Below are 20,203 nucleotides of genomic sequence, written 5' to 3'. Positions count from 1 at the left end.
CCAACCGGCCCACGACGCACGCCCCACCCTCCCCCTCGGCCCGAACCCTTGTCCTCGAGGGGGATGGTGGGGCGTGCGTCGTGGGCCGGTAGGTTCGGGGGATGGAGGTCGCGGTCAGCGCCTTGCGCGCGGAGCTCAAGCAGTGGATCGACGCCGCCCGGGCGGGTGAGGACGTGGTGGTCACCGAGCGGGGTGTGCCCGTGGCGCGGCTCAGCGGCATCGCGTCAGCCGACCTGCTGACGCGGCTGCAGCGCGACGGCCTGCTCACCTCGCCGCAGGACGCGCGGCCACCCGCAGAGGTCGAGCAGGCGCGGCCCGGTGGCGCGGTGAGCGGCCTCGTACGCCGCCTGCGGCGCTGAGGGCCCGACGATGGCGGTCGCCTACCTGGACACGAGCGCGCTCGTGAAGCTGTGCGTGCGTGAGCCGGGATCCGAGCTCGTCGGCGCGCTGTGGGACGGTGCGGACCTCGTCGCCACGTCGCGGTTGGCGGATGCGGAGGTGCGCGCGGTGCTCGCCGCCGGCCGGCGCGCTGGCCGGCTCGACGACGCGACCGCACGCGACGCGCTGCGCCGCTGGGAGCGGCTGTGGCCCGGGCTGCACGTCGTGGAGCTGCAGGACGTCATCACGGCGTCGGCCGCGACGCTCGTCGGGATGCACCCGCTGCGGGCCGCCGATGCCGTGCACCTCGCGTCCGCGTTGCAGCTGCGCTCGCCGGACCTGCTGGTGGCCGCGTGGGACGAGCACCTCGCCGCCGCCGCGCGTGCCGAGGGGCTGCGGGTGCTGCCGTGACGCGGGCTCGCCCCGTGGCCGTCGGGGACGACGAGCGACACGTGTCGGACGCCTCTCGTAGGCTCGCCCCGTGATCGCGACGGTGCAGGTGGGCATCTACCTGGTCTTCATGCTGGCCATCTTCCTGCTGTGCGTGTGGGCGCTGATCGACCTGCTGCGGCGCCCGTCCGCCGCGTTCGTCTCGGCCGGCAAGCGCACCAAGGGGTTCTGGGGCGCGATCATCGGGGTGTCGACGGCCGTCTCGTTCGCCGCGGTGCCGTTCCCCAAGGGGATCCCGACGTTCCCGCTGTTCCTCGCGCTGCTGTGCGCGGTCGCGGCCATCGTGTACCTCGTCGACGTCCGGCCGGCCCTGGGCCCGTACTCGCGTCGCGGCCCGCGGGGCCCCCGCGGTCCGCAGGGGCCGTCGCGGGGCGGCTGGTGACCGACGTCGGCGCCCGGGCGGTCCCGCTCGCGCGGGTGGTGCGCGGCGGGGTCGTCGAGTCCGTGCACCTCGGGCACCTCGTCGTGCTCGCCCCCGACGGATCGACGCGGCTCGCGCTCGGCGACCCCGAGGTCGTCGTGTGGCCGCGGTCCTCGCTCAAGCCCGTGCAGGCCACGGGGATGCTCGAGGCGGGCCTCGACGTGGCCGACGAGCACCTCGCGCTCGTGTGCGCGAGCCACAACGGCGAGCCCGCGCACCTCGACGTCGTGCGCGCGATCCTTGCCGACGCGGGCCTCGACGAGAGCGCCCTGCAGAACACACCCGACTGGCCGCTCGACCCCGATGCGGCGTGGTCCGCGCGCCCGGGCGGGCCGCGACCGCTCACGCAGAACTGCTCGGGCAAGCACGCGGGCATGCTCGCCACGTGCGTCGCCGCAGGCTGGAGCACCGACGACTACCTCGCGCCCGGCCACCCGCTGCAGCAGCACCTGCGCGCGACGACAGAGCGCCTGACGGGAGCGCCGGTGGAGCACGTCACGGTCGACGGCTGCGGCGCGCCGCTCTTCTCGTCGACGCTGGTCGGCCTGGCGCGCTCGTTCACCCGCCTCGACCCGCGCGTCGTCGTGGCGACGAGCGGCTTCCCGTGGTTCGTCGCGGGCACGGGGCGCGACGCGACGACGTTCATGCAGGCGGTCCCGGGGCTCGTCGCGAAGGACGGCGCCGACGGCGTGTACGCGGCTGGGCTGCCCGACGGGTCGGCGCTCGCGTTCAAGGTGCTCGACGGGTCGTCGCGGCCCCGACCCGCGCTGCTCGCCGCTGCGCTGCGCGCGGCCGGTGCGGATCCCGGCGACCTCGGCCGCACGCCGGTGCTGGGGCACGGGGTGCCGGTCGGCGCGGTCGAGCCGACGTTCTGATGCGCGCCGTCGTCCAGCGAGTGACGCGCGCGTCGGTGACCGTCGGGGGTGCGGTGGTCGGGGCGATCGACGGGCCCGGTCTCGTCGTGCTGCTGGGTGCCACGCCCGGTGACGGGCCGGCGCAGGTGGAGCTGATCGCGCGCAAGGTGGCCGAGCTGCGGATCCTGCGCGACGAGCGGTCCGCCCTCGAGGAGGGCGCGCCCGTGCTCGTCGTCAGCCAGTTCACCCTGTACGCGGACACCCGCAAGGGCCGACGCCCGTCGTGGAACGCCGCCGCGCCGCGTCCGGTCGCCGAGCCTCTGGTGGACGCGGTGGTCGATGCTCTGCGCGGTCGAGGGCTCGAGGTGGCGACGGGCGTGTTCGGTGCCGACATGGCGGTCGAGCTCGTCAACGACGGCCCGGTGACGATCCTGCTCGACTCCGCGCCCGCCTGACACCTCGCGCCGACAACCTCCCGCCCGCCGGCTCCTCGCCCGCCGGCTTCGGTGCAGAACCAGCGGCACTTGGGACACGAGAGCACGCACGGGACTCCGCCAGTGCCACTTTGGTCACTCCAGTCCCAAGTGCCGCTGATCGCGTCGCCCGGTTGCCGGCTCCGTCGGTGCGTCCGACCATCGGACGAGGGTCATCGACGACCCGCAGCCGAAGGAGGACGAGATGACGACCACCCCCGAGGAAGGCGAGAGCACGGCGGACATCGTGAGCAGCGAGGAGGGCCTGAGCCCGACGACGGGCGGCGCGACCCCCGGCCCGGGACCGGAGATCCCGGACCGCGAGCTGACCGAGCCCGACCTGACGGAACCGGACCTGAACCAGCCCGACACGGGCACGGGAGCGCCGGAGTCGCAGATCCCCGGCGATGCCGGCATCGAGACGCCGACCCCGGTCGACGACGGCGTCGCTCGGGTGGACGAGCGTGAGCACGCGCCGCGGCACATCGCGGACCCCGGGCCGGAGGTCTGACCTCGCGCTCCGGCGCGGGCGCCACGGGAACGGCCCGAGCGCATCGGGCACGGCGCGGGCGCCACGGGCACGGCGCGGGCGCCACGGGAACGGCCCGAGCGCATCGGGAACGGCCCGGCGCGGGCACACGGAAAAGGCCCCTCGGAGTAAGCGTCCGGGGGGCCCTTCCGTGACTGCAGGTCGACAAGTTCCGGACGAGCCGGTGACCGACGCCGCTCCGACCGTGCGGTCTCGCTCCGACACCGGGTGGTCCGGCGAACCGGTCCGCCGCGGGCGGTGCGACTGCAATCTGCCTCGCGGTCCGTTGCGACCCCCGCTGGTCGTGTGCGGGTCGGTGCGAGTCTCCCCGCATCGATGTGGTCGCCCGTTCTCCGGTCGGCCCGTCCTCGTCGTCCCTGTCCCCGCTGTCCCGCTGGCTCCCGAAGGGGCCTTCGTTCCTGCGGTTCTCGATCCGTCGAGGTCGATGACGTAGTTCTAGTCCCGCTGCTCGGAGCCCTGCAAGAGCTTCGGGAGCACGAGTTTTGTCCACCGCGGCATGCACATGTCGGTCCACAGGATGTCCTGCGGAAACACGCGCCGGACACAGGCCTGTGGACGAAATTTGTGGACGAGCCGCGCGTCGTTCACCCGTTCGCCCCATCCGCTTCCGTAACCTGGAGATCGACGAAGGCCCTTCGGTGTAAGCGACCGAGGGGCCTTGTCGCGTCCCCGGCGTGCGAGGCCGGCGTGCGAGGCCGGCGTCCGAGGCCAGCGTGCGACGCCGGCGCGGGGGCCGGTGCGTCAGGCGGGACCGAGGTCCCCGCGCGCGACGCACATCCGCCCCGCACGATGGACTCATGCACATCGAGGCCGTCCGCGGGGACATCACCGAGCAGGACGTCGACGTCGTCGTCAACGCCGCCAACTCCACGCTGCTGGGCGGCGGGGGCGTGGACGGCGCGATCCACCGCGCCGCAGGTCCGCGCCTGCTCGAGGCGTGCCGTGAGCTGCGCGCCACGCGGTTCCCGGACGGGCTGCCGACCGGGTACAGCGCGATCACGCCCGGCTTCGACCTGCCCGCGCGCTGGGTGGTGCACACGGTGGGGCCGAACTGGCACGCGGGGGAGCGCTCGTCGTCGCTGCTCGCGCACTGCTTCGGATCGTCGCTCGAGCTCGCGGTCGACGTGGGCGCGCACTCGATCGCCTTTCCCGCCGTGAGTGCGGGCGCCTACGGCTGGGACGTCGACGAGGTCGCCCGCGTCGCCGCCGGCATCGCCGCGGCCTGGGCCAACGGGACCGACGGCGACGCGGACGCCAACCCGTCGGGCATCGAGCTGGTGCGCTTCGTGCTGTTCTCCGACGAGGCTCGCGCGGCGTTCGAGCGCGCGCTCGCCTGACGCGCTACGCGTCCACCAGCTCGATGCTCGACGGGTCGGCCTCCGGCTCGGCCCGCCGTGCGAGCGGGGACGGCCACCACATGGCCGGTCCGATGTCGAGGTTCAGCGCGGTGACCAGCACCGACCGCACGATCAGCGTGTCGAGCAGCACCCCGAACGCGACGGCGAACCCGATCTCCGCGAACGCCACCAGCGGCAGCGTGCCGAGCACCGCGAACGTGCCCGCGAGCACGAGCCCGGCCGACGTGATGACCCCGCCGGTGGCGGCGAGCGCGACGAGCGAGCCGCGGTGGTGCCCGATGCGCTGCGCCTCCTCCCGCACGCGCGTCATGAGGAAGATGTTGTAGTCGATCCCGAGCGCGACGAGGAACACGAACACGAACAGCGGGAACGACGTGTCCGCCCCGGCATACCCGAACACGTGTCGGAACACGAGCGCCGAGACGCCGATCGCCGCGCCGAACGAGAGCACGACGGTGCCGACGAGCACGAGCGGTGCCGTGATGGATCGCAGCAGCACGCCGAGGATGAGCAGCACCACCAGCAGGATGAGCGGGATGACGACCTTGTTGTCGTGCGCGGAGGCCCGCTCGACGTCGAGGTTGACGGCGGTGGTGCCGCCGACCAGGGCGTTCGCGCCCGGCACCGCGTGCACGGCGTCCCGGACCCGGTCGACGGTGTCGTACGCCTCGTCGCTGTCGGGCGCCGACGTGAGCGTGCCCTCCATGTACGCCGTGCCGTCCTTGACGACGGGCTGCGTGACGGACGCGGGGTCGATGCCGTCGACGCCTGCGAACGCGGCGCGCACCTCGTCGGCCTGGTCCGCGTTCGACACCACGACGACCGGCGCGCCCGCGCCGCCCGGGAAGTGCTGCGCGAGCACCTTCTCACCGGCGATCGACGGCTGCTCGGTGGTGAACGAGTCGGCGGTGGACAGCCCGGTCGCGTTGAGCTGGACCACGCCGATGCTCGCGACGAGCAGCAGCGCCGCGGTGACCACCCACGTGCGGCGCGGGTGCCGCTCGATGCGTCGGCCCACACGGGCCCACACGCCGTCGGACGTGGGCTCGTGGTCCCCGACGTGCGGCACGCGCGGCCAGAAGATCCACCGTCCGCACAGCACCAGCAGCGCGGGCAGGAGCGTGAGCATCACGAGCAGGCCGACCACGATGCCGATCGCCGCGACGGGTCCGAGCCCCGCGGTCGAGTTCATGGTCGCGAGCAGCAGCACGAGCATGCTCAGCGCGACGGTCGCGCCCGACGCGATGATCGCCGGCGACGCGCGGTGCAGCGCGACGGCCATCGCCTGGTGCCTGTCGTCGTGCCGGCGCAGCTCCTCCCGGTACCGGGCCGTGAGCAGCAGCGCGTAGTCGGTGCCGGCGCCGAACACGAGCACGGTGAGGATGCCCGCGCTCTGCGCGTTGACCGTGAGGTCGAAGTTCTTGGCCAGGAGGTAGATCACGGCCTGCGCGACCGTGAGCGCGATGCCCGCCGAGACGAGCGGCAGCACCCACAGCACGGGGCTGCGGTAGGTGAGCAGCAGGATGACGATGACGACGCCCGCGGCGGCGTACAGCAGCGTCGAGTCGATCCCGGCGAACGCGGCCGACGAGTCCGCCGCCTGCCCGGCCGGGCCCGCGATGTAGACGTCGGTGCCGGCGGGCAGCCCGTCCGTCGCGGTCGCGCGCAGGTCGTCGACCGCGTCCGCCGCCTTGTCCCAGCCCTCGGGGCCGAGGTCGAGCGGCACGATGACCTGCGCAGCCTGCCCGTCCTTGGACGGCACGGGCCCGACGACCTTCCCGTCGAGCGTGTCGAGCTGCGAGAACTGCTGCACGTCGGCGGTGATCGCGGCCATGTCCTGGTCGGTCAGGCCGTCGGGGTTGGCGTAGACGACGACCGCGGGGATCGTGTCAGCCGAGACGAAGGACGAGGCCTGCCCGAGCACCTGCGTGGACTCCGCGTCCGACGGCAGCCAGCTCGAGGCCTGGTTGTCCTGGACGTCCGAGAGCTTGCCGGCGAGCGGGCCGAGCAGCGCCACGACGACGAGCCAGAAGGCGATGACGGCGAACTTCGCGTAGCGGTGGCTGATCCACCCTGCGACCTTGGGCATGACTGTTCCTCGGGGAGTCGGCTGTGACGAGGCTGTGCGGTATGAGCCTGCCGTCCAGGAGCACCCGACGGCATCGGGAATACCCCCGAGATCGAGGTCAGGGTTCCCCGAGCGTACGCAGCCAGTCCGACACGACGGCAGCGACCGCCGAGTCGTCCCGCGGCGAGTGGTCACCGGGGACGACGACGAGCGTGAGCGGACCGCCCAGCGAGGCGAGGTGCTCGCTCAGCTCGTCGGGCGAGCCGAACGGGTCACGCTCGCCGGAGACCGCGAGCACGGGCACCCGCACGTCCGGCAGGTGCTCGACGCGGAGCCGGTCCGGCTTCCCGGGCGGGTGCAGCGGGTACGACAGCAGCACGAGGCCCGCGGCCGGCTGTCCCTGCGCGACGGCCATCGACGCCATCCGGCCGCCGAACGACCGGCCGCCGAGCACGATCCGCTCCGGGCCGACCCCGAGCGACGCCGCGAGCTCGTCGGCCTGCGCGCGCAGGCGCTCGATCGCGGGGCCGGGTCGGTCGGGGGCCGAGCTGCCGCGCAGGCGGTTGGGGAGGTCGATGCGTCGCGTGGGCAGGTCGGTCGCGTCGTCGACGGCGACGAGCGTGCGGTGGTCCCGCCCGGCGCCGGAGCCGGGGGCGAGCAGCAGGCCTGCGGGTCGCATGTCCGCACGGTAGCCGGACGCGCGCGGCGGTGGACGATCGAGCGCGCGCTCGCGGTTCGCCTGCGGTCGTTCCTGTTCGTTCGCCGCGCGCATCTGCGCGAACGGTCCTAGCGTTTCCTCCGGCGTCGTGGCCGCGGCGCCGTCCGAGAGGATCTGGAGGCCCGGCCCGATGATCATGCCCGCCGACACCGACGTCCTGCGGCTCGACGCGAACTTCGTCGACTACACGCTCGTCGCGGTCTACTTCGTGTTCGTCATCGGGATCGGCCTGGCAGCCAGGCGGCAGGTCTCCACCAGCCTGGACTTCTTCCTGTCCGGGCGGTCGCTGCCCGCATGGGTCACCGGCCTCGCGTTCATCTCCGCCAACCTCGGTGCGGTCGAGATCATGGGCATGAGCGCCAACGGTGCCCAGATCGGCATGGCGACCATGCACTACTACTGGATCGGCGCGATCCCCGCGATGCTGTTCCTGGGCGTCGTGATGATGCCGTTCTACTACGGCTCGAAGGTGCGCAGCGTCCCGGAGTTCATGCGCAGACGGTTCGGCACCGGCGCCCACCTCGTCAACGCGCTGAGCTTCGCGCTCGCGCAGCTGCTCATCGCCGGCGTGAACCTGTACCTGCTCGCGACGATCGTCAACGTGCTGCTCGGCTGGCCGCTGTGGGTCTCGCTCATCGCCGCCGCCGCCGTGGTGCTCACGTACACCGCGCTGGGCGGCCTGTCCGCGGCGATCTACAACGAGGTGCTGCAGTTCTTCGTCATCGTCGCCGCGCTGCTGCCCTTGACGATCGTCGGCCTGCACCGCGTGGGCGGGATCGACGGGCTCGTCGACAAGGTCAACAACGGGCCGGTCGAGGGGATGCTGACGTCGTGGCCCGGGCAGAACCTCACGGGCTTCTCGTCGGCCACCGCCTCGGTCATCGGCATCGTGCTGGGCCTCGGGTTCGTGCTGTCGTTCGGCTACTGGACGACGAACTTCGTCGAGGTCCAGCGCGCGATGGCGTCGAACTCGATGTCGGCGGCCCGCCGGGCGCCCATCATCGGCTCCTTCCCGAAGATGTTCATCCCCTTCATCATCATCGTCCCGGGCATCATCGCGAGCGTCCTGGCGCCCGAGATCATGAAGCTCAACGAGGGCAAGGGCGACGGGTCGGTGCAGTACAACGACGCGCTGCTGATCCTCATCCGCGACCTGCTGCCCAACGGCATGCTCGGAGTCGCGATCGCGGGCCTGCTCGCCGCGTTCATGGCCGGCATGGCCGCGAACATCTCGGCGTTCAACACCGTCTTCAGCTACGACCTGTGGCAGCAGTACGTGAAGAAGGACCGGCCCGACGACTACTACACGCGCGTGGGCCGCATCGCGACGATCGCCGCGACGGTCGTGGCCGTCTTCACCGCGTTGCTCGCGTCCGGCTACAGCAACCTGATGGACTACCTGCAGACGTTGTTCGGGTTCTTCAACGCGCCGTTGTTCGCCACGTTCATCCTCGGCATGTTCTGGAAGCGGATGACGCCGGCAGCCGGTTGGGCGGGCCTCGCGAGCGGCACGATCGCCGCGATCACGGTCGCGGTGCTGAGCCAGGACGCGCTCGGCTCGCTGAGCGTCGGCGTGCTCGACCTCAAGGGCCAGGGCGCGAGCTTCGTCGCCGCCGGTGCCGCGTTCGCCGTGGACATCCTGGTGAGCGTCGTCGTCACGACCTTCACGCAACCGAGAGCGGAGAAGGAGCTGCGGGGGCTGGTGTACTCGCTGACCCCGCGCGAGGACCGCACCGACCCCGACGAGGGCAGCCTGCCCTGGTACCAGCGCCCGACGCGGCTCGCGGCCGTGTCGCTCGTCATGGTCATCGCGCTCAACGTCATCTTCCACTGACCGGCAAGGAGACCCTCGTGCCCGAGAACCGCGCCGGCACCCCCGGCAACGACACCGCGACCACTCCGGCCCGCAGCCACGCGGTCCGCGCGTTCGACCTGCGCACCATCATCGGCACCCTCATGGGGATCTACGGGATCGTGCTGCTGGTCATGGGACTCGTCGTGGGCGACGACGCGCTCGACAAGTCCGACGGCATGAACGTGAACCTCGTGACGGGCATCGTGATGCTCGTCGTCGCCGGGGTGTTCCTGCTGTGGGTGCGGCTGCGCCCGCTCATGGTCCCCGACGACGCGAGCGGGGCGGACGCGGCCGACGACGCGCACGTCGAGTAGCCCGCGTCGTCGGCGCCGACCCTCGACCGAGCGGTCAGGCGGCGCGCACGCCCACGAGCGCGCCGCCTGCCCTCTCGACGTCGTCGCGGTCGTTCCACGCGTGGAACCCCAGCCGCACGCCGCCGGCGCGACCCGCGACCCGGCAGCCGGCCGCGCGCAGCGCGCCGGCCAGGCGCTCGTCGGGGTCCGGCAGCGAGACGATCGCGCTGCCGCGAGGCGCGAGCCCGATGCGTGACAGCAGCGCGTCGGCGAGGCCCACGGCGTGGTCGCGGACGGCGTGCGCGTCTGCGCCCGCCCACGCCTCGAGCGCCGGGGCCGCTCCCACCCAGCACAGCCACGCGGGGGACACGTCGAGCCGTCGGGCGTCGTCGGCGAGGCGCATGTGCGGGCCGTAGCAGGACCCCCACCGGTCGTCGCCCGCGTACCAGCCCGCGTGCAGGGGGCGCAGCTGCGCGAGCGCGGGGCGTGCGACGGTGAGGAAGGCGACCCCGCGCGGCGCGCACAGCCACTTGTAGGCGGAGCACACCGTGATGTCGAAGCGACCCGCGTCGACGGGCATCCAGCCCGCCTGCGTCACGTCGCACAGCGTGAGGGCGCCCACCGCGGCGGCGGCGCGCACGATCGCGTCGGCGTCGGCCACCGCACCGTCGCGGGACTGGACGAGCGAGAACGCGACGAGCGCGGTGCGCGGGCGGATCGCGTCGGCGAGCTCGGCGAGGGGGACGTGCCGCACCGTCACGCCACGGTCGGTGTGCGCGAGGAACGGGAAGACGACGGACGTGAAGTCGTCGGTCACGGTGAGCACCTCGGCGCCGTCCGGGAGCGAGGCGGCGACGAGGCCGACGAGCGCGGAGGTCTGCGACCCGATCGCGACGTCCTGCGGTCCCACGCCGACGAGCCTCGCGTACGCGCGGCGGCTGCGGTCGACGGCGTCGTCGTACACCGCGAGGTCGGCGCGGCCCGCCTGCCAGTCGTCGACTGCGGCGCGCATCGCGTCGGCCGTGGCGCTCGTCGGCAGGCCGCACGTGGCGGCGTCGAGGTAGCCCGGTGCGGGTGCGAAGGTGAGGGCGGCGATCGGGTCGGGCATCCTCCGATGGTCCGGGACGACGACGCATCACACAACGACTGCTTGCTGCGTTGACGCATAACATGGCGTGATGATCGAGACCCTGGACGTCGGCGCCCTACGCATGCTGCGCGCGATCGCCGACACCGGGAGCGTCACGGGCGCGGCGGCCCGGCTGGGCACGAGCCAGCCCGCGGTGAGCCAGCACGTGCGCCGGCTCGAACGCCGCCTGGGAACGGCGCTGCTCGACCGCACCGGCCGCGGCGTGCGGCTCACCGAGGCCGGCGAGGTGCTCGCGCGGCACGGCACCAGCGTCGACGCGGCGCTGCGTGCGGCGCAGGCCGAGGTCCTCTCGCTCACGGGGCTGCAGGCGGGGCGTGTGCGGCTCGTCGCGTTCCCCTCGTCGTCGGCCACGCTCGTGCCCCGCGCGCTCGCCGCCCTCCGCACGCGGCACCCCGGCCTCACCGTGACGCTCGACGAGGCCGAGCCGCCGGAGTCGCTGCAGCTCGTGCGCTCGGGCGACGCAGACGTCGCGCTCGCGTTCGACTACCCGGGCGTGGCGCTCGGGCGCGGCGAGGACGACCTGCGCGGGCTCGCCACCCGGCACCTGCTCGACGACCCGTCGTTCGTCGCGCTCCCGCCGGGCCACGCTGCCGCAGCCGACGAGAGCGTCGACCTCGCCGCGCTCGCGGACGAGTCCTGGATCGCGGGCTGCCCGCGCTGCCGCGGCCACCTGCAGGCCGCCGCGCACGCACGCGGGTTCGACCCGCAGATCGCGTACGCGACCGACGACTACGTCGCGGTGCTCTCGCTCGTCGCGGCGGGACTCGGCGTCGCGCTGCTGCCCGGGCTGGTGCACGAGACGGCCGCGCGACACCCGGGTGTCGTGCTGCGACCCGCGGCGGGGTCGTCGTCCAGGGCCGTGCACGCCGTCACCACGCCCGACCTGCTGCGCGTGCCCGCGGTGGCCGCGACGTTGCGCGCGCTGGCGGCGGCGGCGCGCTGACGCTCCTCGTCGGGCTCGTCGGGCTCGTCGGCTCGTCGGGCTCGTCGGGCTCGTCGAGCTCGTCGGCCCCGTCGGCGTCGTCGGGCTCGTCCGTCCGAGTCCTCAGAGCCCGAGCGCCGCCCGCAGCGTGCGCACCACGCCGTTGTCGTTGTTCGTCGGCGCCACCACGCGCGCGACCGCCCGCACGTCCGGGTGCGCGTTGTCCATCGCGACCGACCAGCCGGCGGCCTCGAGCATGCCGAGGTCGTTGTGGTAGTCGCCGAACGCCATCGTCTGCTCGCGCGTCACGCCCAGCACGTCCTGCACGGCGCGCAGCGCGAGCCCCTTGTCGACCTCGGGGTCCATGACGTCCACCCAGTGCTCGCCGGACACCACCACGCGCTGCGGCCCGTCGAACCGACCCAGGACGGCGTCGGTCAGCTCCTGCGAGGACGCGAAGTCGTACACCGCGACCTTGAGCACGTCGTCGTCGCGCACGTCCGTGAGGTCGTCGACCAGTTCGAGCAGCCGGTAGTAGGGCCGGACCTGCTCGAGGAACGCCTCGTCGGTGCGCTCGACGTACGCCGACCGCTTCCCGCACAGCACGGTCCCGGTGTCCCGTCCCGCGGCCCGCACCGCCCGCACCACGTCGTTCGCCGTCGCCCGGTCGATCGTGCGCGACGACACCTCGCGCCCCTCGTGCACCACGTACGCGCCGTTCTCCGCGATGTAGACGAGGTCGTCGCGGTCGAACTGCGCGCGCAGCGTCGCGTACTGCCGCCCGCTCGCGGGGCACACGACGACACCGCGGTCGTGCAGCTCGTCGAGCAGCGGCCAGAACGACGGGTCGAGGCGCTTGTCGTCGTCGAGGAGGGTGCCGTCCATGTCGATCGCGACGAGGCGCAGGTCGGGCAGGGGGTCGAACGTCGGGGCGATCACGCCCTCCATCATCCCTGGGTGGTCAGCGCGTCCTGCACCCCGGTCTCGTGGCCGCCGAACTTCGGGTCCCGGCCGACGAGCGCGTCCCACGCGGCCTTGTACGACGCCGGGACCTCGCGGACGCGCCACACCACGGCCTGCTGCGGCGTCACGCTCGACGCCGAGACGCCGACGCCCGTGACGCGCATGCCCGCGGCCCGGCACGAGAACAGCGCACGCGGCAGGTGGTAGTCCTGCGTGACGACGACCGCGTCGTCGACCCCGAACACGGTGTGCGCGCGCACGCACGAGTCGTGCGTGTCGAAGCCGGCGAAGTCCGCGACGACTCTGTCCGCCGGGACGCCGTGCGCGACGAGGTAGTCCTTCATCGCGGTCGGCTCGTCGTGCTGGACCGTTCCGTTGTCGCCGCTGACGAGGATGACGTTGACCTTGCCCTGGTCGTACAGGGCCGCACCCGCGTCGAGCCGGCGCCGCAGGTAGGTCGACGGGCTGCCGTCGGGGCGCAGGCCCGCGCCGAGGACGATCGCGACGGGGGTGTCGGGGACGTCGGCGAGCGCGCGACGGTGCGCGAGGCCCACGGCCTGCACGACGACGAACGGGGCCGCGAGGACGACGACCACCGCGGCTGCGACGAGCAGGACGGTGCGGTGGCGGCCGTGTCGTCGGGCGGGCGGCTCGGCCGGGGAGGTGTCGTCGGCCGGCGTGGTCCCCGCGGGTGCCGTCATGGGGCGAACCCTAGCGAGCCGTCCTCTCGTCATGCGGGACGACCGCCGGATCCGTTGACCTCGCCCGCCACGGTTCGTACCGTCCCGCGCCGTGACCACGATCCGCTCGCTCGCGTTCCTCACTCCCGGCAACTTCCCCGACGACGACCCGTACGCAGGTCTCGAGGAGACGCTCGCCCTGTTCGCCTACGGCGAGCAGCTCGGCTACCGCGGTGCGTGGGTCCGCCAGCGGCACCTCGAGCACGGCGTCTCGTCGGCCGCGACGTTCCTGGCGGCGGCGACGCAGCGCACCACGTCGATCGAGCTGGGGACCGCCGTCATCCCGATCGGCTACGAGAGCCCGTTCCGGCTCGGTGAGGACCTGGCGACCGTCGACGTGCTGTCCCGGGGCCGGTTGCAGGCGGGTTTCAGCGCGGGGACGCCGCCGCACGTCGACCTCCTCGGAGAGAAGGTGTTCGACGGCGACTGGCGCGCGGTCGACTTCTCGCACGCGCGCATCGAGCGGCTGGCCGAGGGGCTGGCCGGCGCGTACCTCGGTGACGAGGACACGCGCATCCACTCGCCGGGCAACGTGCAGCGCCCGCGCCTGCAGCCGCACAGCCCGGGACTCGTCGACCGCCTCTGGTACGGCGCTGCGTCGCGCGGGTCGTCGGTGTGGGCGGCGTCGCGCGGGCTGCACCTGCTGACGGGCAACATCGTGGCGGGCGAGGAGCACGACGACTTCGTCGCTGCGCAGCGAGCGAACCTCGCCGCCTTCCGTGCGGCCTGGACCGGCGCGCACGCTCCGCGGGTCGCGCTCGGCAGGGTCGTCGTCCCGACGGACGGCGCGGACCGTGCGACGCGCGAGCGCTACCGGGAGTACGCGCGCAGCCGCCACGACAGGACGCTCGGTCCCGTCGGCCCGCGTCGCACGCTGTTCGCGCCCGACCTGGTGGGGACCAGCGAGGAGATCGCGGAACGGCTGCACGAGGATGCCGCGGTCGGCGAGGTCGACGAGCTTCGGCTCGAGCTGCCGTACGAGCTCACCCGCGCGGACTACGAGCAGATCCTGCACGACACGGTGCACCTCGTCGCGCCGAAGCTGGGGTGGTTGGGCTCCCCGGCTCCGGTGTGATTCCCTCCGAGGCGTGCGCCGCCGTCGGCTCAGCGTCGGGCGCGATGCCCGACCGTCGTCGTCCGGCCGCTCACGTCGCGGCGCTCGCGGCAGCCCGGTCGCGCTCGGCCACGCCCTCCTTGACCAGCGGGATCACGTAGCGGCCGAAGTCGACGGCGTCGTCGAGCAGGTCGTACCCGCGCGCGGAGACGATCCGCACACCGAGGTCGTAGTACGCGAGCAGCGCCTGCGCGACGGTCTCGGGCGTACCGACGAGCGCGTTCGAGTTGCCCGCGCCGCCCGTCGCCCTGGCGGTCGCGGTCCACAGCGCCGTGTCGAAGCGCTCGCCCTGCGCCGCGATCTCGAGCAGCCGCTGGGAACCCGCGTTCTGCGGTGCGCCGTCCGACCACCGGGCGAGCGCCGGGCCCGCCGCGGCCTTGCGCGCCTCGATGCGGTCGAGCACGCGGTGCGCCCTCTCCCAGGCGAGCTCCTCGGTCGGCGCGATGATCGGTCGGAACGCGGCGTGGATGCGCGGCGGCGTCGTGCGACCGGCCGCAGCGGCCTCGGCGTGGATGCGCGCGATCTGCTCGGCCGTGCTCGCGAGCGGCTCGCCCCACACCGCGAAGATGTCGGCCTCGGCGGCGCCGACGCGGTAGGCCGCGTCCGACGAGCCGCCGAAGGAGATCGTCGGGCTGCGGCCCTCGTACGCCTTCGCGTCGAGGACGAAGTCGTCGAAGTCGTAGAACGTGCCGTGGTGGTCGAACGGCTCGGTGCTGGTCCACGCCTTCTTGACGACCTGGATGTACTCGTGGGTGCGCGCGTACCGCTCGTCCTTCGTCAGCCGGTCGCCCTCGCGGGCCTGCTCGCGGTCGCTCCCGCCGGTGATGAAGTGGACGGACAGCCGCCCGCGCGAGACCTGGTCGAGCGTCGCGAACGTCTTCGCCGCGTACGTCGGGTAGGAGACGTTGGGCCGATGCGCGAGCAGCAGCTCGATCGAGTCGAGCCGGCCGGCGACGTACCCGGCCAGCGCGGACGGCTCGAGCCCGCTCGAGCCGTAGGCGAACAGCACGCGCGTCCAGCCGTTGTCCTCGTGCGCGCGGACGATGCGCTCGAGGTAGCCGATGTCGACCGGGCTCGTGGTCGCGGCGGTGGTCTCGGACGCGTCGCTCGTGGTGGCGATCCCGAGGAACTCGACGGGCATGGTGCTGGCCTTCCGGTCGGTGGTCGCCGTCGGTCCGGTGCTGCGCGGCGGCGAGCCGGAACGTAGAAAACCCGACTGGCATGGTCAATGATTCAACGAGACTGCTCACGATGCGGACGGTCGGCGGATCGTCACGCCTGCGGCGAACACGGGCAGTGGGCGGGGGTGGCCGCCGTTAGCATCGAAACACGCCGCCTCGTCGGTCCCGCACGGGTCCCGACGAGCCCGCCGCTCGTGAGGGAGTGCACATGTTCGAGAGATTCACGGACCGAGCCCGTCGCGTGGTCGTCCTCGCCCAGGAAGAGGCGCGGATGCTCAACCACAACTACATCGGGACCGAGCACATCCTCCTGGGTCTGATCCACGAGGGTGAGGGCGTCGCCGCGAAGGCGCTCGAGTCGCTCGGCATCTCGCTGGAGGCCGTGCGCGCACAGGTGCAGGAGATCATCGGTGAGGGCCAGCAGGCCCCGTCGGGTCACATCCCGTTCACGCCGCGCGCCAAGAAGGTCCTGGAGCTGTCGCTGCGCGAGGCGCTGCAGCTCGGCCACAACTACATCGGCACCGAGCACATCCTGCTCGGGCTCATCCGCGAGGGCGAGGGCGTCGCCGCGCAGGTGCTCAACAAGCTGGGCGCGGACCTGAACCGCGTGCGCCAGCAGGTCATCCAGCTCGTCTCCGGCTACCAGGGCAAGGAGCCCGTCGCCGCCGGCGGTCCCACCGAGGGGCAGCCCTCCGGCTCGGCCGTGCTCGACCAGTTCGGACGCAACCTCACGCAGGCTGCGCGCGACGGCAAGCTCGACCCGGTCATCGGGCGCGAGAAGGAGATCGAGCGGGTCATGCAGGTGCTGTCCCGCCGCACCAAGAACAACCCGGTCCTCATCGGCGAGCCCGGCGTCGGCAAGACGGCCGTCGTCGAGGGGCTCGCGCAGGACATCGTGCGCGGCGACGTGCCCGAGACGCTCAAGGACAAGCAGCTCTACACGCTGGACCTGGGCGCCCTCGTGGCCGGTTCGCGCTACCGCGGTGACTTCGAGGAGCGACTGAAGAAGGTCCTCAAGGAGATCCGCACGCGCGGCGACATCATCCTGTTCATCGACGAGATCCACACGCTCGTCGGCGCGGGTGCCGCCGAGGGCGCGATCGACGCCGCGTCGATCCTCAAGCCCATGCTGGCCCGCGGCGAGCTGCAGACCATCGGCGCGACGACGCTCGACGAGTACCGCAAGTACGTCGAGAAGGACCCGGCCCTGGAGCGCCGCTTCCAGCCCATCCAGGTCTCCGAGCCGAACCTGCAGCACGCGATCGAGATCCTCAAGGGCCTGCGTGACCGCTACGAGGCACACCACCGCGTGTCCATCACCGACGGCGCCCTGGTCGCCGCCGCGACGCTCGCGGACCGCTACGTCAACGACCGCTTCCTGCCGGACAAGGCGATCGACCTGGTCGACGAGGCCGGCGCCCGCCTGCGCATCCGTCGCATGACGGCTCCGCCGGAGCTGCGTGAGCTCGACGAGCAGATCGCCGAGACGCGTCGCGACAAGGAGTCCGCGATCGACGAGCAGGACTTCGAGAAGGCCGCACGCCTGCGCGACGCCGAGAAGCAGCTCGGGCTCAAGCGCGTCGAGAAGGAGAAGGCCTGGAAGTCGGGCGACCTCGACGCCGTCGCGGAGGTCGACGAGGAGCTCATCGCCGAGGTGCTGGCCAACGCCACGGGCATCCCGGTGTTCAAGCTCACCGAGGAGGAGTCGAGCCGGCTTCTGCGCATGGAGGACGAGCTGCACCGCCGGGTCGTCGGCCAGGACGCCGCGATCAAGGCGCTCTCGCAGGCCATCCGCCGCACGCGCGCCGGGCTCAAGGACCCCAAGCGCCCCGGTGGCTCGTTCATCTTCGCCGGCCCCACGGGCGTCGGGAAGACCGAGCTCGCCAAGGCGCTCGCGGAGTTCCTCTTCGGTGACGAGGAGGCGCTGATCCAGCTCGACATGTCTGAGTTCTCGGAGAAGCACACCGTCTCGCGGCTGTTCGGCTCGCCCCCCGGCTACGTCGGGTACGACGAGGGCGGCCAGCTCACCGAGAAGGTGCGCCGCCGGCCGTTCTCGGTGGTGCTGTTCGACGAGGTCGAGAAGGCGCACGCGGACATCTTCAACTCGCTCCTGCAGATCCTCGAGGACGGTCGCCTGACCGACTCGCAGGGCCGCGTGGTCGACTTCAAGAACACCGTCATCATCATGACCACCAACCTGGGCACGCGGGACATCGCGAAGGGCGTCATGACCGGCTTCCAGGCCGGCGGCGAGCTCGCGACGGACTACGAGCGCATGAAGGCGAAGGTCAACGACGAGCTCAAGACGCACTTCCGTCCCGAGTTCCTCAACCGCGTCGACGACGTGGTGGTCTTCCCGCAGCTCTCGCAGCCCGAGATCTTCGCGATCGTCGACCTCATGGTGGCCAAGCTCGACAAGCGTCTGCGCGACAAGGACATGGGCATCGAGCTCACGCCCGCCGCGAAGAAGCTGCTGTCCGAGAAGGGCTACGACCCCGTCCTGGGCGCCCGGCCGCTGCGCCGCGCGATCCAGCGGGAGATCGAGGACACGCTGTCCGAGAAGATCCTGTTCGGCGACCTCAAGGCCGGGCAGCTGGTGATCGTCGACGCCGAGGGCGAGGGGCTGCTGGGCGAGTTCACGTTCCGCGGCGTCGAGCGCGGTGCGGACGGTCGCGAGCCCGTCTCCGTGGGTGCGTCGGTCGGCACGCCCGGCTCGGGCACCGACGTCCCGCCGGCGCCGCCGTCGACCGGTGACAACGGCTCGGGGCTGCAGTCGGCCTGACCTGCCTCGACCCGCCTGACCACGAAGGGCCGGGATCCTGCTTCGCGCGGGGTCTCGGCCCTTCGTCGTGCGCTTCGGTCGTGTGGTTGAGTCGATGCCGTGGAGCACCTGGTGGTCATGGGCGTGTCGGGGACGGGCAAGACGACGGTCGCGCGGCTGCTCGCGTCCCGGTTGGGATGGACGTTCGCGGAGGGCGACGACTTCCACCCGGCGGCCAACGTCGCGGCGATGGCGTCCGGGCGTGCGCTGACCGACGAGGACCGCTGGCCGTGGCTCGGGTCGATCGCCGCGTGGATGGGATCCGCTGATGCTGCGGGTACGTCGTCGGTCGTGACGTGCTCGGCGCTGCGGCGCGTGTACCGGGACGTGCTCCGCACGGCGCCCGGCCGGGTCCGCTTCGTGCACCTGACCGGCCCCGATGCGCTCGTCGCGTCGCGCATGGCAGCCCGCTCGGACCACTTCATGCCGCCGACGCTGCTGCCGTCCCAGCTGGCGACCCTCGAACCGCTCGGCCCCGACGAGGACGGGGCCACGGTCCCGGTCGACGGCCCGCCGGAGGCCGTGGCGACCACGGCGCTGCGAGCCCTGGGCCTCGCGCCGGACCCGACCGCGCTGCGCCGCCCGTGAAGCATTGGTCGTCTCGCACGCGCGCAGCGCTTCACGAGGCCGCCGAGTCCGCTGCGTCCGGAAGATCGTGAAGCGTTGGTCGTCTGTCAGCCACCGAACGCTTCACGTTCTTGCGTGGTCGGAGCGGCGTCGGAGGCGTCGTCACCTGGTCACGAGAGCTCGAGGACCGTCCACCAGTCGTTGTCGTCGCGACCGGTGAAGCCGGTGACCTCGCGCTGCCCTCCGGTGCCGTCGACGACGTGGGGGTGCGAGTGCAGCGCTACGCCCGTCGCGGCGTGGACGATGCGCACGCGTGAGCCGGCGGTCCACGCGCCGCCCCCGTCGACCTCGACCCGCCAGTCGTCGGGCTCGGCCCGCAGCCACACCGCCTGCTGCCCGGTCGTCGGAGACCGCGTCCCCGCCTGCGACGCGAGGTACCAGCCGTCGGCGACGTTCCGCAGCGTCACGGTCCCCGCGTCAGAGCCGGGCTCGACCGCCCAGCGTTCCGAGGCCCGCGTCCCGCGTCGCACCCCGGTGACGAGATCGTGCTCCCCGTGCAGGCTGAACCCCGTCCACACGTGGCTCAGTGCGATCGTCGACCCCGGCCCGACGGGCTCGTCGCCCCGTGCCGGCGTGCGCGTGAGGATCACCGGCCGCACGGCCGTGTAGTCCTGCACGAAGAACCCGCGCCACAGCGGCCCGTTGGACGCGCGCCACGCCCCGGCTTCCGGCTGGAGCGTGACCTCGTGCCCGGGGCTGTTGGAGTCGGTGACGAGCACGTGGGTCTCGTCGCCGACCCGCTCGTACCCGTGCGCCACCACCTGGTGGTCCTGGCCGACGTCCTTGACCGAGCGGGCGACGACGAGCCCGAGCGGAACCGGGCGCCCGGCGTCGACCGCGGCGACCACCTTCGCGAGCTCGTCGAGGGTCCAGCTGCGCACGCCGTCGACAGGACCGAAGCGGTCGTCGGGCGCGACCGCCCACGTGACGAACTTCAGCGCGCTGCGCGCGCGGAACGAGTCGAAGAGGCGCTTGCGGATGCGGTCCGCGAGCCAGTTCCCGTCGGGCGGCACGCGTGCGGCACCGTAGAGATTGGTCGCCCATCGCGGCGCCGGACGGTCGGCGGAGAAGTAGTCGAGCGAGGCAAAGGCCATGCCGCCGCAGCGCCCCTTCGTCTGGATTGCGGTGCCCGTCGGGAGGCTGGTGAGCAGGTCGACGAAGGCGTTCGGGAAACCGAACCCGTGCACCGCCGGGTCGAACGCCGTGCGCACCGCGGCCATGCTGGCTCCCTCCTGTCATCTCGTCCGGCACCGGTGAGGAGCGACCT

General features: G+C 72.8%; 20 protein-coding genes. 13 read left to right on the top strand and 7 right to left on the bottom strand.

Annotation, left to right across the window (positions count from 1 at the left end):
* Nucleotides 1–101 precede the first annotated feature (101 nt).
* The 7 genes from AW16_RS0112465 to AW16_RS0112430 all read left to right on the top strand — a co-directional run bounded on the left by AW16_RS0112465 (nt 102) and on the right by AW16_RS0112430 (nt 4,463).
* Nucleotides 102–359, top strand: coding sequence for a type II toxin-antitoxin system Phd/YefM family antitoxin (locus AW16_RS0112465; protein ID WP_029290849.1), 258 nt, complete (start codon nt 102–104; stop codon nt 357–359).
* A gap of 10 nt (nt 360–369) precedes the next feature.
* Nucleotides 370–789 (top strand): type II toxin-antitoxin system VapC family toxin, encoded by a 420-nt coding sequence (locus AW16_RS0112460; RefSeq protein ID WP_029290847.1) that lies wholly within the window; start codon nt 370–372, stop codon nt 787–789.
* A gap of 70 nt (nt 790–859) precedes the next feature.
* Entirely contained in the window at nt 860–1,210 is a 351-nt protein-coding gene (locus tag AW16_RS0112455) for a DUF2516 family protein (protein WP_029290845.1), read from the top strand.
* Nucleotides 1,204–2,124, top strand: a complete 921-nt coding sequence (locus tag AW16_RS0112450) for an asparaginase (protein WP_369794791.1) — start codon at nt 1,204–1,206, stop codon at nt 2,122–2,124. The genes AW16_RS0112455 and AW16_RS0112450 overlap by 7 nt, the downstream gene beginning before the upstream one ends.
* Nucleotides 2,124–2,558: a D-aminoacyl-tRNA deacylase gene (dtd, locus tag AW16_RS0112445; RefSeq protein ID WP_029290842.1), complete on the top strand. Its 435-nt coding sequence runs from the start codon at nt 2,124–2,126 to the stop codon at nt 2,556–2,558. Before AW16_RS0112450 ends, dtd begins: the two co-directional genes overlap by 1 nt.
* Before the next feature lie 223 nt (nt 2,559–2,781).
* Nucleotides 2,782–3,087, top strand: a complete 306-nt coding sequence (locus AW16_RS0112440) for a hypothetical protein (protein WP_029290840.1) — start codon at nt 2,782–2,784, stop codon at nt 3,085–3,087.
* An 836-nt stretch (nt 3,088–3,923) separates the two neighbouring features.
* The gene (locus AW16_RS0112430; protein ID WP_029290839.1) at nt 3,924–4,463 is read left to right on the top strand and encodes an O-acetyl-ADP-ribose deacetylase; all 540 of its coding nucleotides are present in this window, start codon (nt 3,924–3,926) and stop codon (nt 4,461–4,463) included.
* 4 nt (nt 4,464–4,467) lie between these two features.
* On the opposite strand, the gene AW16_RS0112425 is transcribed toward AW16_RS0112430, so the two are convergent.
* Together AW16_RS0112425 and AW16_RS0112420 are read right to left on the bottom strand one after the other, a co-directional pair.
* Entirely contained in the window at nt 4,468–6,573 is a 2,106-nt protein-coding gene (locus tag AW16_RS0112425; RefSeq protein WP_029290837.1) for an MMPL family transporter, read from the bottom strand.
* A gap of 97 nt (nt 6,574–6,670) precedes the next feature.
* Nucleotides 6,671–7,231 (bottom strand): alpha/beta family hydrolase, encoded by a 561-nt coding sequence (locus AW16_RS0112420; RefSeq protein WP_029290835.1) that lies wholly within the window; start codon nt 7,229–7,231, stop codon nt 6,671–6,673.
* 169 nt (nt 7,232–7,400) lie between these two features.
* Between AW16_RS0112420 and AW16_RS0112415 the strand changes: the two genes are divergently transcribed.
* Complete coding sequence (locus AW16_RS0112415; RefSeq protein ID WP_029290833.1) at nt 7,401–9,104, top strand: sodium:solute symporter family protein; 1,704 nt, start codon at nt 7,401–7,403, stop codon at nt 9,102–9,104.
* Nucleotides 9,105–9,121: 17 nt separating this feature from the next.
* Nucleotides 9,122–9,439 carry a hypothetical protein gene (locus tag AW16_RS0112410; protein ID WP_231496038.1) on the top strand — a complete coding sequence of 106 codons (318 nt, stop codon included), beginning with the start codon at nt 9,122–9,124 and terminating at the stop codon, nt 9,437–9,439.
* A gap of 34 nt (nt 9,440–9,473) precedes the next feature.
* Here AW16_RS0112410 and AW16_RS0112405 read toward each other — a convergent pair whose 3' ends face one another.
* Nucleotides 9,474–10,526: an aminotransferase class V-fold PLP-dependent enzyme gene (locus AW16_RS0112405; protein ID WP_029290829.1), complete on the bottom strand. Its 1,053-nt coding sequence runs from the start codon at nt 10,524–10,526 to the stop codon at nt 9,474–9,476.
* A 70-nt stretch (nt 10,527–10,596) separates the two neighbouring features.
* On the opposite strand from AW16_RS0112405, the gene AW16_RS0112400 reads away from it, so the two are divergent.
* A complete protein-coding gene (locus AW16_RS0112400) occupies nt 10,597–11,511 on the top strand; it encodes a LysR family transcriptional regulator (protein ID WP_029290826.1) in 915 nt (304 codons plus the stop codon).
* A 102-nt stretch (nt 11,512–11,613) separates the two neighbouring features.
* Here the strand turns inward: AW16_RS0112400 and AW16_RS0112395 are convergent, their stop codons facing one another.
* Both AW16_RS0112395 and AW16_RS0112390 read right to left on the bottom strand, forming a co-directional pair.
* Nucleotides 11,614–12,438, bottom strand: a complete 825-nt coding sequence (locus AW16_RS0112395) for a Cof-type HAD-IIB family hydrolase (protein ID WP_029290824.1) — start codon at nt 12,436–12,438, stop codon at nt 11,614–11,616.
* Nucleotides 12,438–13,154, bottom strand: a complete 717-nt coding sequence (locus AW16_RS0112390) for a vancomycin high temperature exclusion protein (RefSeq protein ID WP_029290822.1) — start codon at nt 13,152–13,154, stop codon at nt 12,438–12,440. Before AW16_RS0112390 ends, AW16_RS0112395 begins: the two co-directional genes overlap by 1 nt.
* 91 nt (nt 13,155–13,245) lie before the next feature.
* Here AW16_RS0112390 and AW16_RS0112385 point away from each other — a divergent pair, with 91 nt between their 5' ends.
* Nucleotides 13,246–14,268: an LLM class flavin-dependent oxidoreductase gene (locus AW16_RS0112385; protein ID WP_029290821.1), complete on the top strand. Its 1,023-nt coding sequence runs from the start codon at nt 13,246–13,248 to the stop codon at nt 14,266–14,268.
* Between the two features lie 70 nt (nt 14,269–14,338).
* On the opposite strand, the gene AW16_RS0112380 is transcribed toward AW16_RS0112385, so the two are convergent.
* Entirely contained in the window at nt 14,339–15,448 is a 1,110-nt protein-coding gene (locus AW16_RS0112380; protein WP_029290820.1) for an LLM class flavin-dependent oxidoreductase, read from the bottom strand.
* Between the two features lie 248 nt (nt 15,449–15,696).
* Here AW16_RS0112380 and AW16_RS0112375 point away from each other — a divergent pair, with 248 nt between their 5' ends.
* A complete protein-coding gene (locus AW16_RS0112375) occupies nt 15,697–18,270 on the top strand; it encodes an ATP-dependent Clp protease ATP-binding subunit (protein ID WP_029290819.1) in 2,574 nt (857 codons plus the stop codon).
* 99 nt (nt 18,271–18,369) lie between these two features.
* Nucleotides 18,370–18,897: a gluconokinase gene (locus AW16_RS0112370; RefSeq protein WP_029290817.1), complete on the top strand. Its 528-nt coding sequence runs from the start codon at nt 18,370–18,372 to the stop codon at nt 18,895–18,897.
* 149 nt (nt 18,898–19,046) lie between these two features.
* Here the strand turns inward: AW16_RS0112370 and AW16_RS0112365 are convergent, their stop codons facing one another.
* Complete coding sequence (locus tag AW16_RS0112365; protein WP_029290815.1) at nt 19,047–20,156, bottom strand: hypothetical protein; 1,110 nt, start codon at nt 20,154–20,156, stop codon at nt 19,047–19,049.
* Nucleotides 20,157–20,203: the final 47 nt, after the last annotated feature.

Source organism: Cellulomonas sp. HZM, from assembly GCF_000708885.1.
GTDB lineage: Bacteria > Actinomycetota > Actinomycetes > Actinomycetales > Cellulomonadaceae > Cellulomonas.
Note: the sequence above shows the minus strand (reverse complement) of the source record. Positions and strands in the feature narration are given on the sequence as shown.

Bases quoted from the DNA above. Each gene is read 5' to 3' on its own strand.
- AW16_RS0112465 (WP_029290849.1), top strand. From the start codon at position 102: ATGGAGGTCGCGGTCAGCGCCTTGCGCGCGGAGCTCAAGCAGTGGATC.
- AW16_RS0112460 (WP_029290847.1), top strand. From the start codon at position 370: ATGGCGGTCGCCTACCTGGACACGAGCGCGCTCGTGAAGCTGTGCGTG.
- dtd (WP_029290842.1), top strand. From the start codon at position 2,124: ATGCGCGCCGTCGTCCAGCGAGTGACGCGCGCGTCGGTGACCGTCGGG.
- AW16_RS0112440 (WP_029290840.1), top strand. From the start codon at position 2,782: ATGACGACCACCCCCGAGGAAGGCGAGAGCACGGCGGACATCGTGAGC.
- AW16_RS0112430 (WP_029290839.1), top strand. From the start codon at position 3,924: ATGCACATCGAGGCCGTCCGCGGGGACATCACCGAGCAGGACGTCGAC.
- AW16_RS0112425 (WP_029290837.1), bottom strand. From the start codon at position 6,573: ATGCCCAAGGTCGCAGGGTGGATCAGCCACCGCTACGCGAAGTTCGCC.
- AW16_RS0112420 (WP_029290835.1), bottom strand. From the start codon at position 7,231: ATGCGACCCGCAGGCCTGCTGCTCGCCCCCGGCTCCGGCGCCGGGCGG.
- AW16_RS0112415 (WP_029290833.1), top strand. From the start codon at position 7,401: ATGATCATGCCCGCCGACACCGACGTCCTGCGGCTCGACGCGAACTTC.
- AW16_RS0112405 (WP_029290829.1), bottom strand. From the start codon at position 10,526: ATGCCCGACCCGATCGCCGCCCTCACCTTCGCACCCGCACCGGGCTAC.
- AW16_RS0112400 (WP_029290826.1), top strand. From the start codon at position 10,597: ATGATCGAGACCCTGGACGTCGGCGCCCTACGCATGCTGCGCGCGATC.
- AW16_RS0112395 (WP_029290824.1), bottom strand. From the start codon at position 12,438: ATGGAGGGCGTGATCGCCCCGACGTTCGACCCCCTGCCCGACCTGCGC.
- AW16_RS0112390 (WP_029290822.1), bottom strand. From the start codon at position 13,154: ATGACGGCACCCGCGGGGACCACGCCGGCCGACGACACCTCCCCGGCC.
- AW16_RS0112380 (WP_029290820.1), bottom strand. From the start codon at position 15,448: ATGCCCGTCGAGTTCCTCGGGATCGCCACCACGAGCGACGCGTCCGAG.
- AW16_RS0112375 (WP_029290819.1), top strand. From the start codon at position 15,697: ATGTTCGAGAGATTCACGGACCGAGCCCGTCGCGTGGTCGTCCTCGCC.
- AW16_RS0112365 (WP_029290815.1), bottom strand. From the start codon at position 20,156: ATGGCCGCGGTGCGCACGGCGTTCGACCCGGCGGTGCACGGGTTCGGT.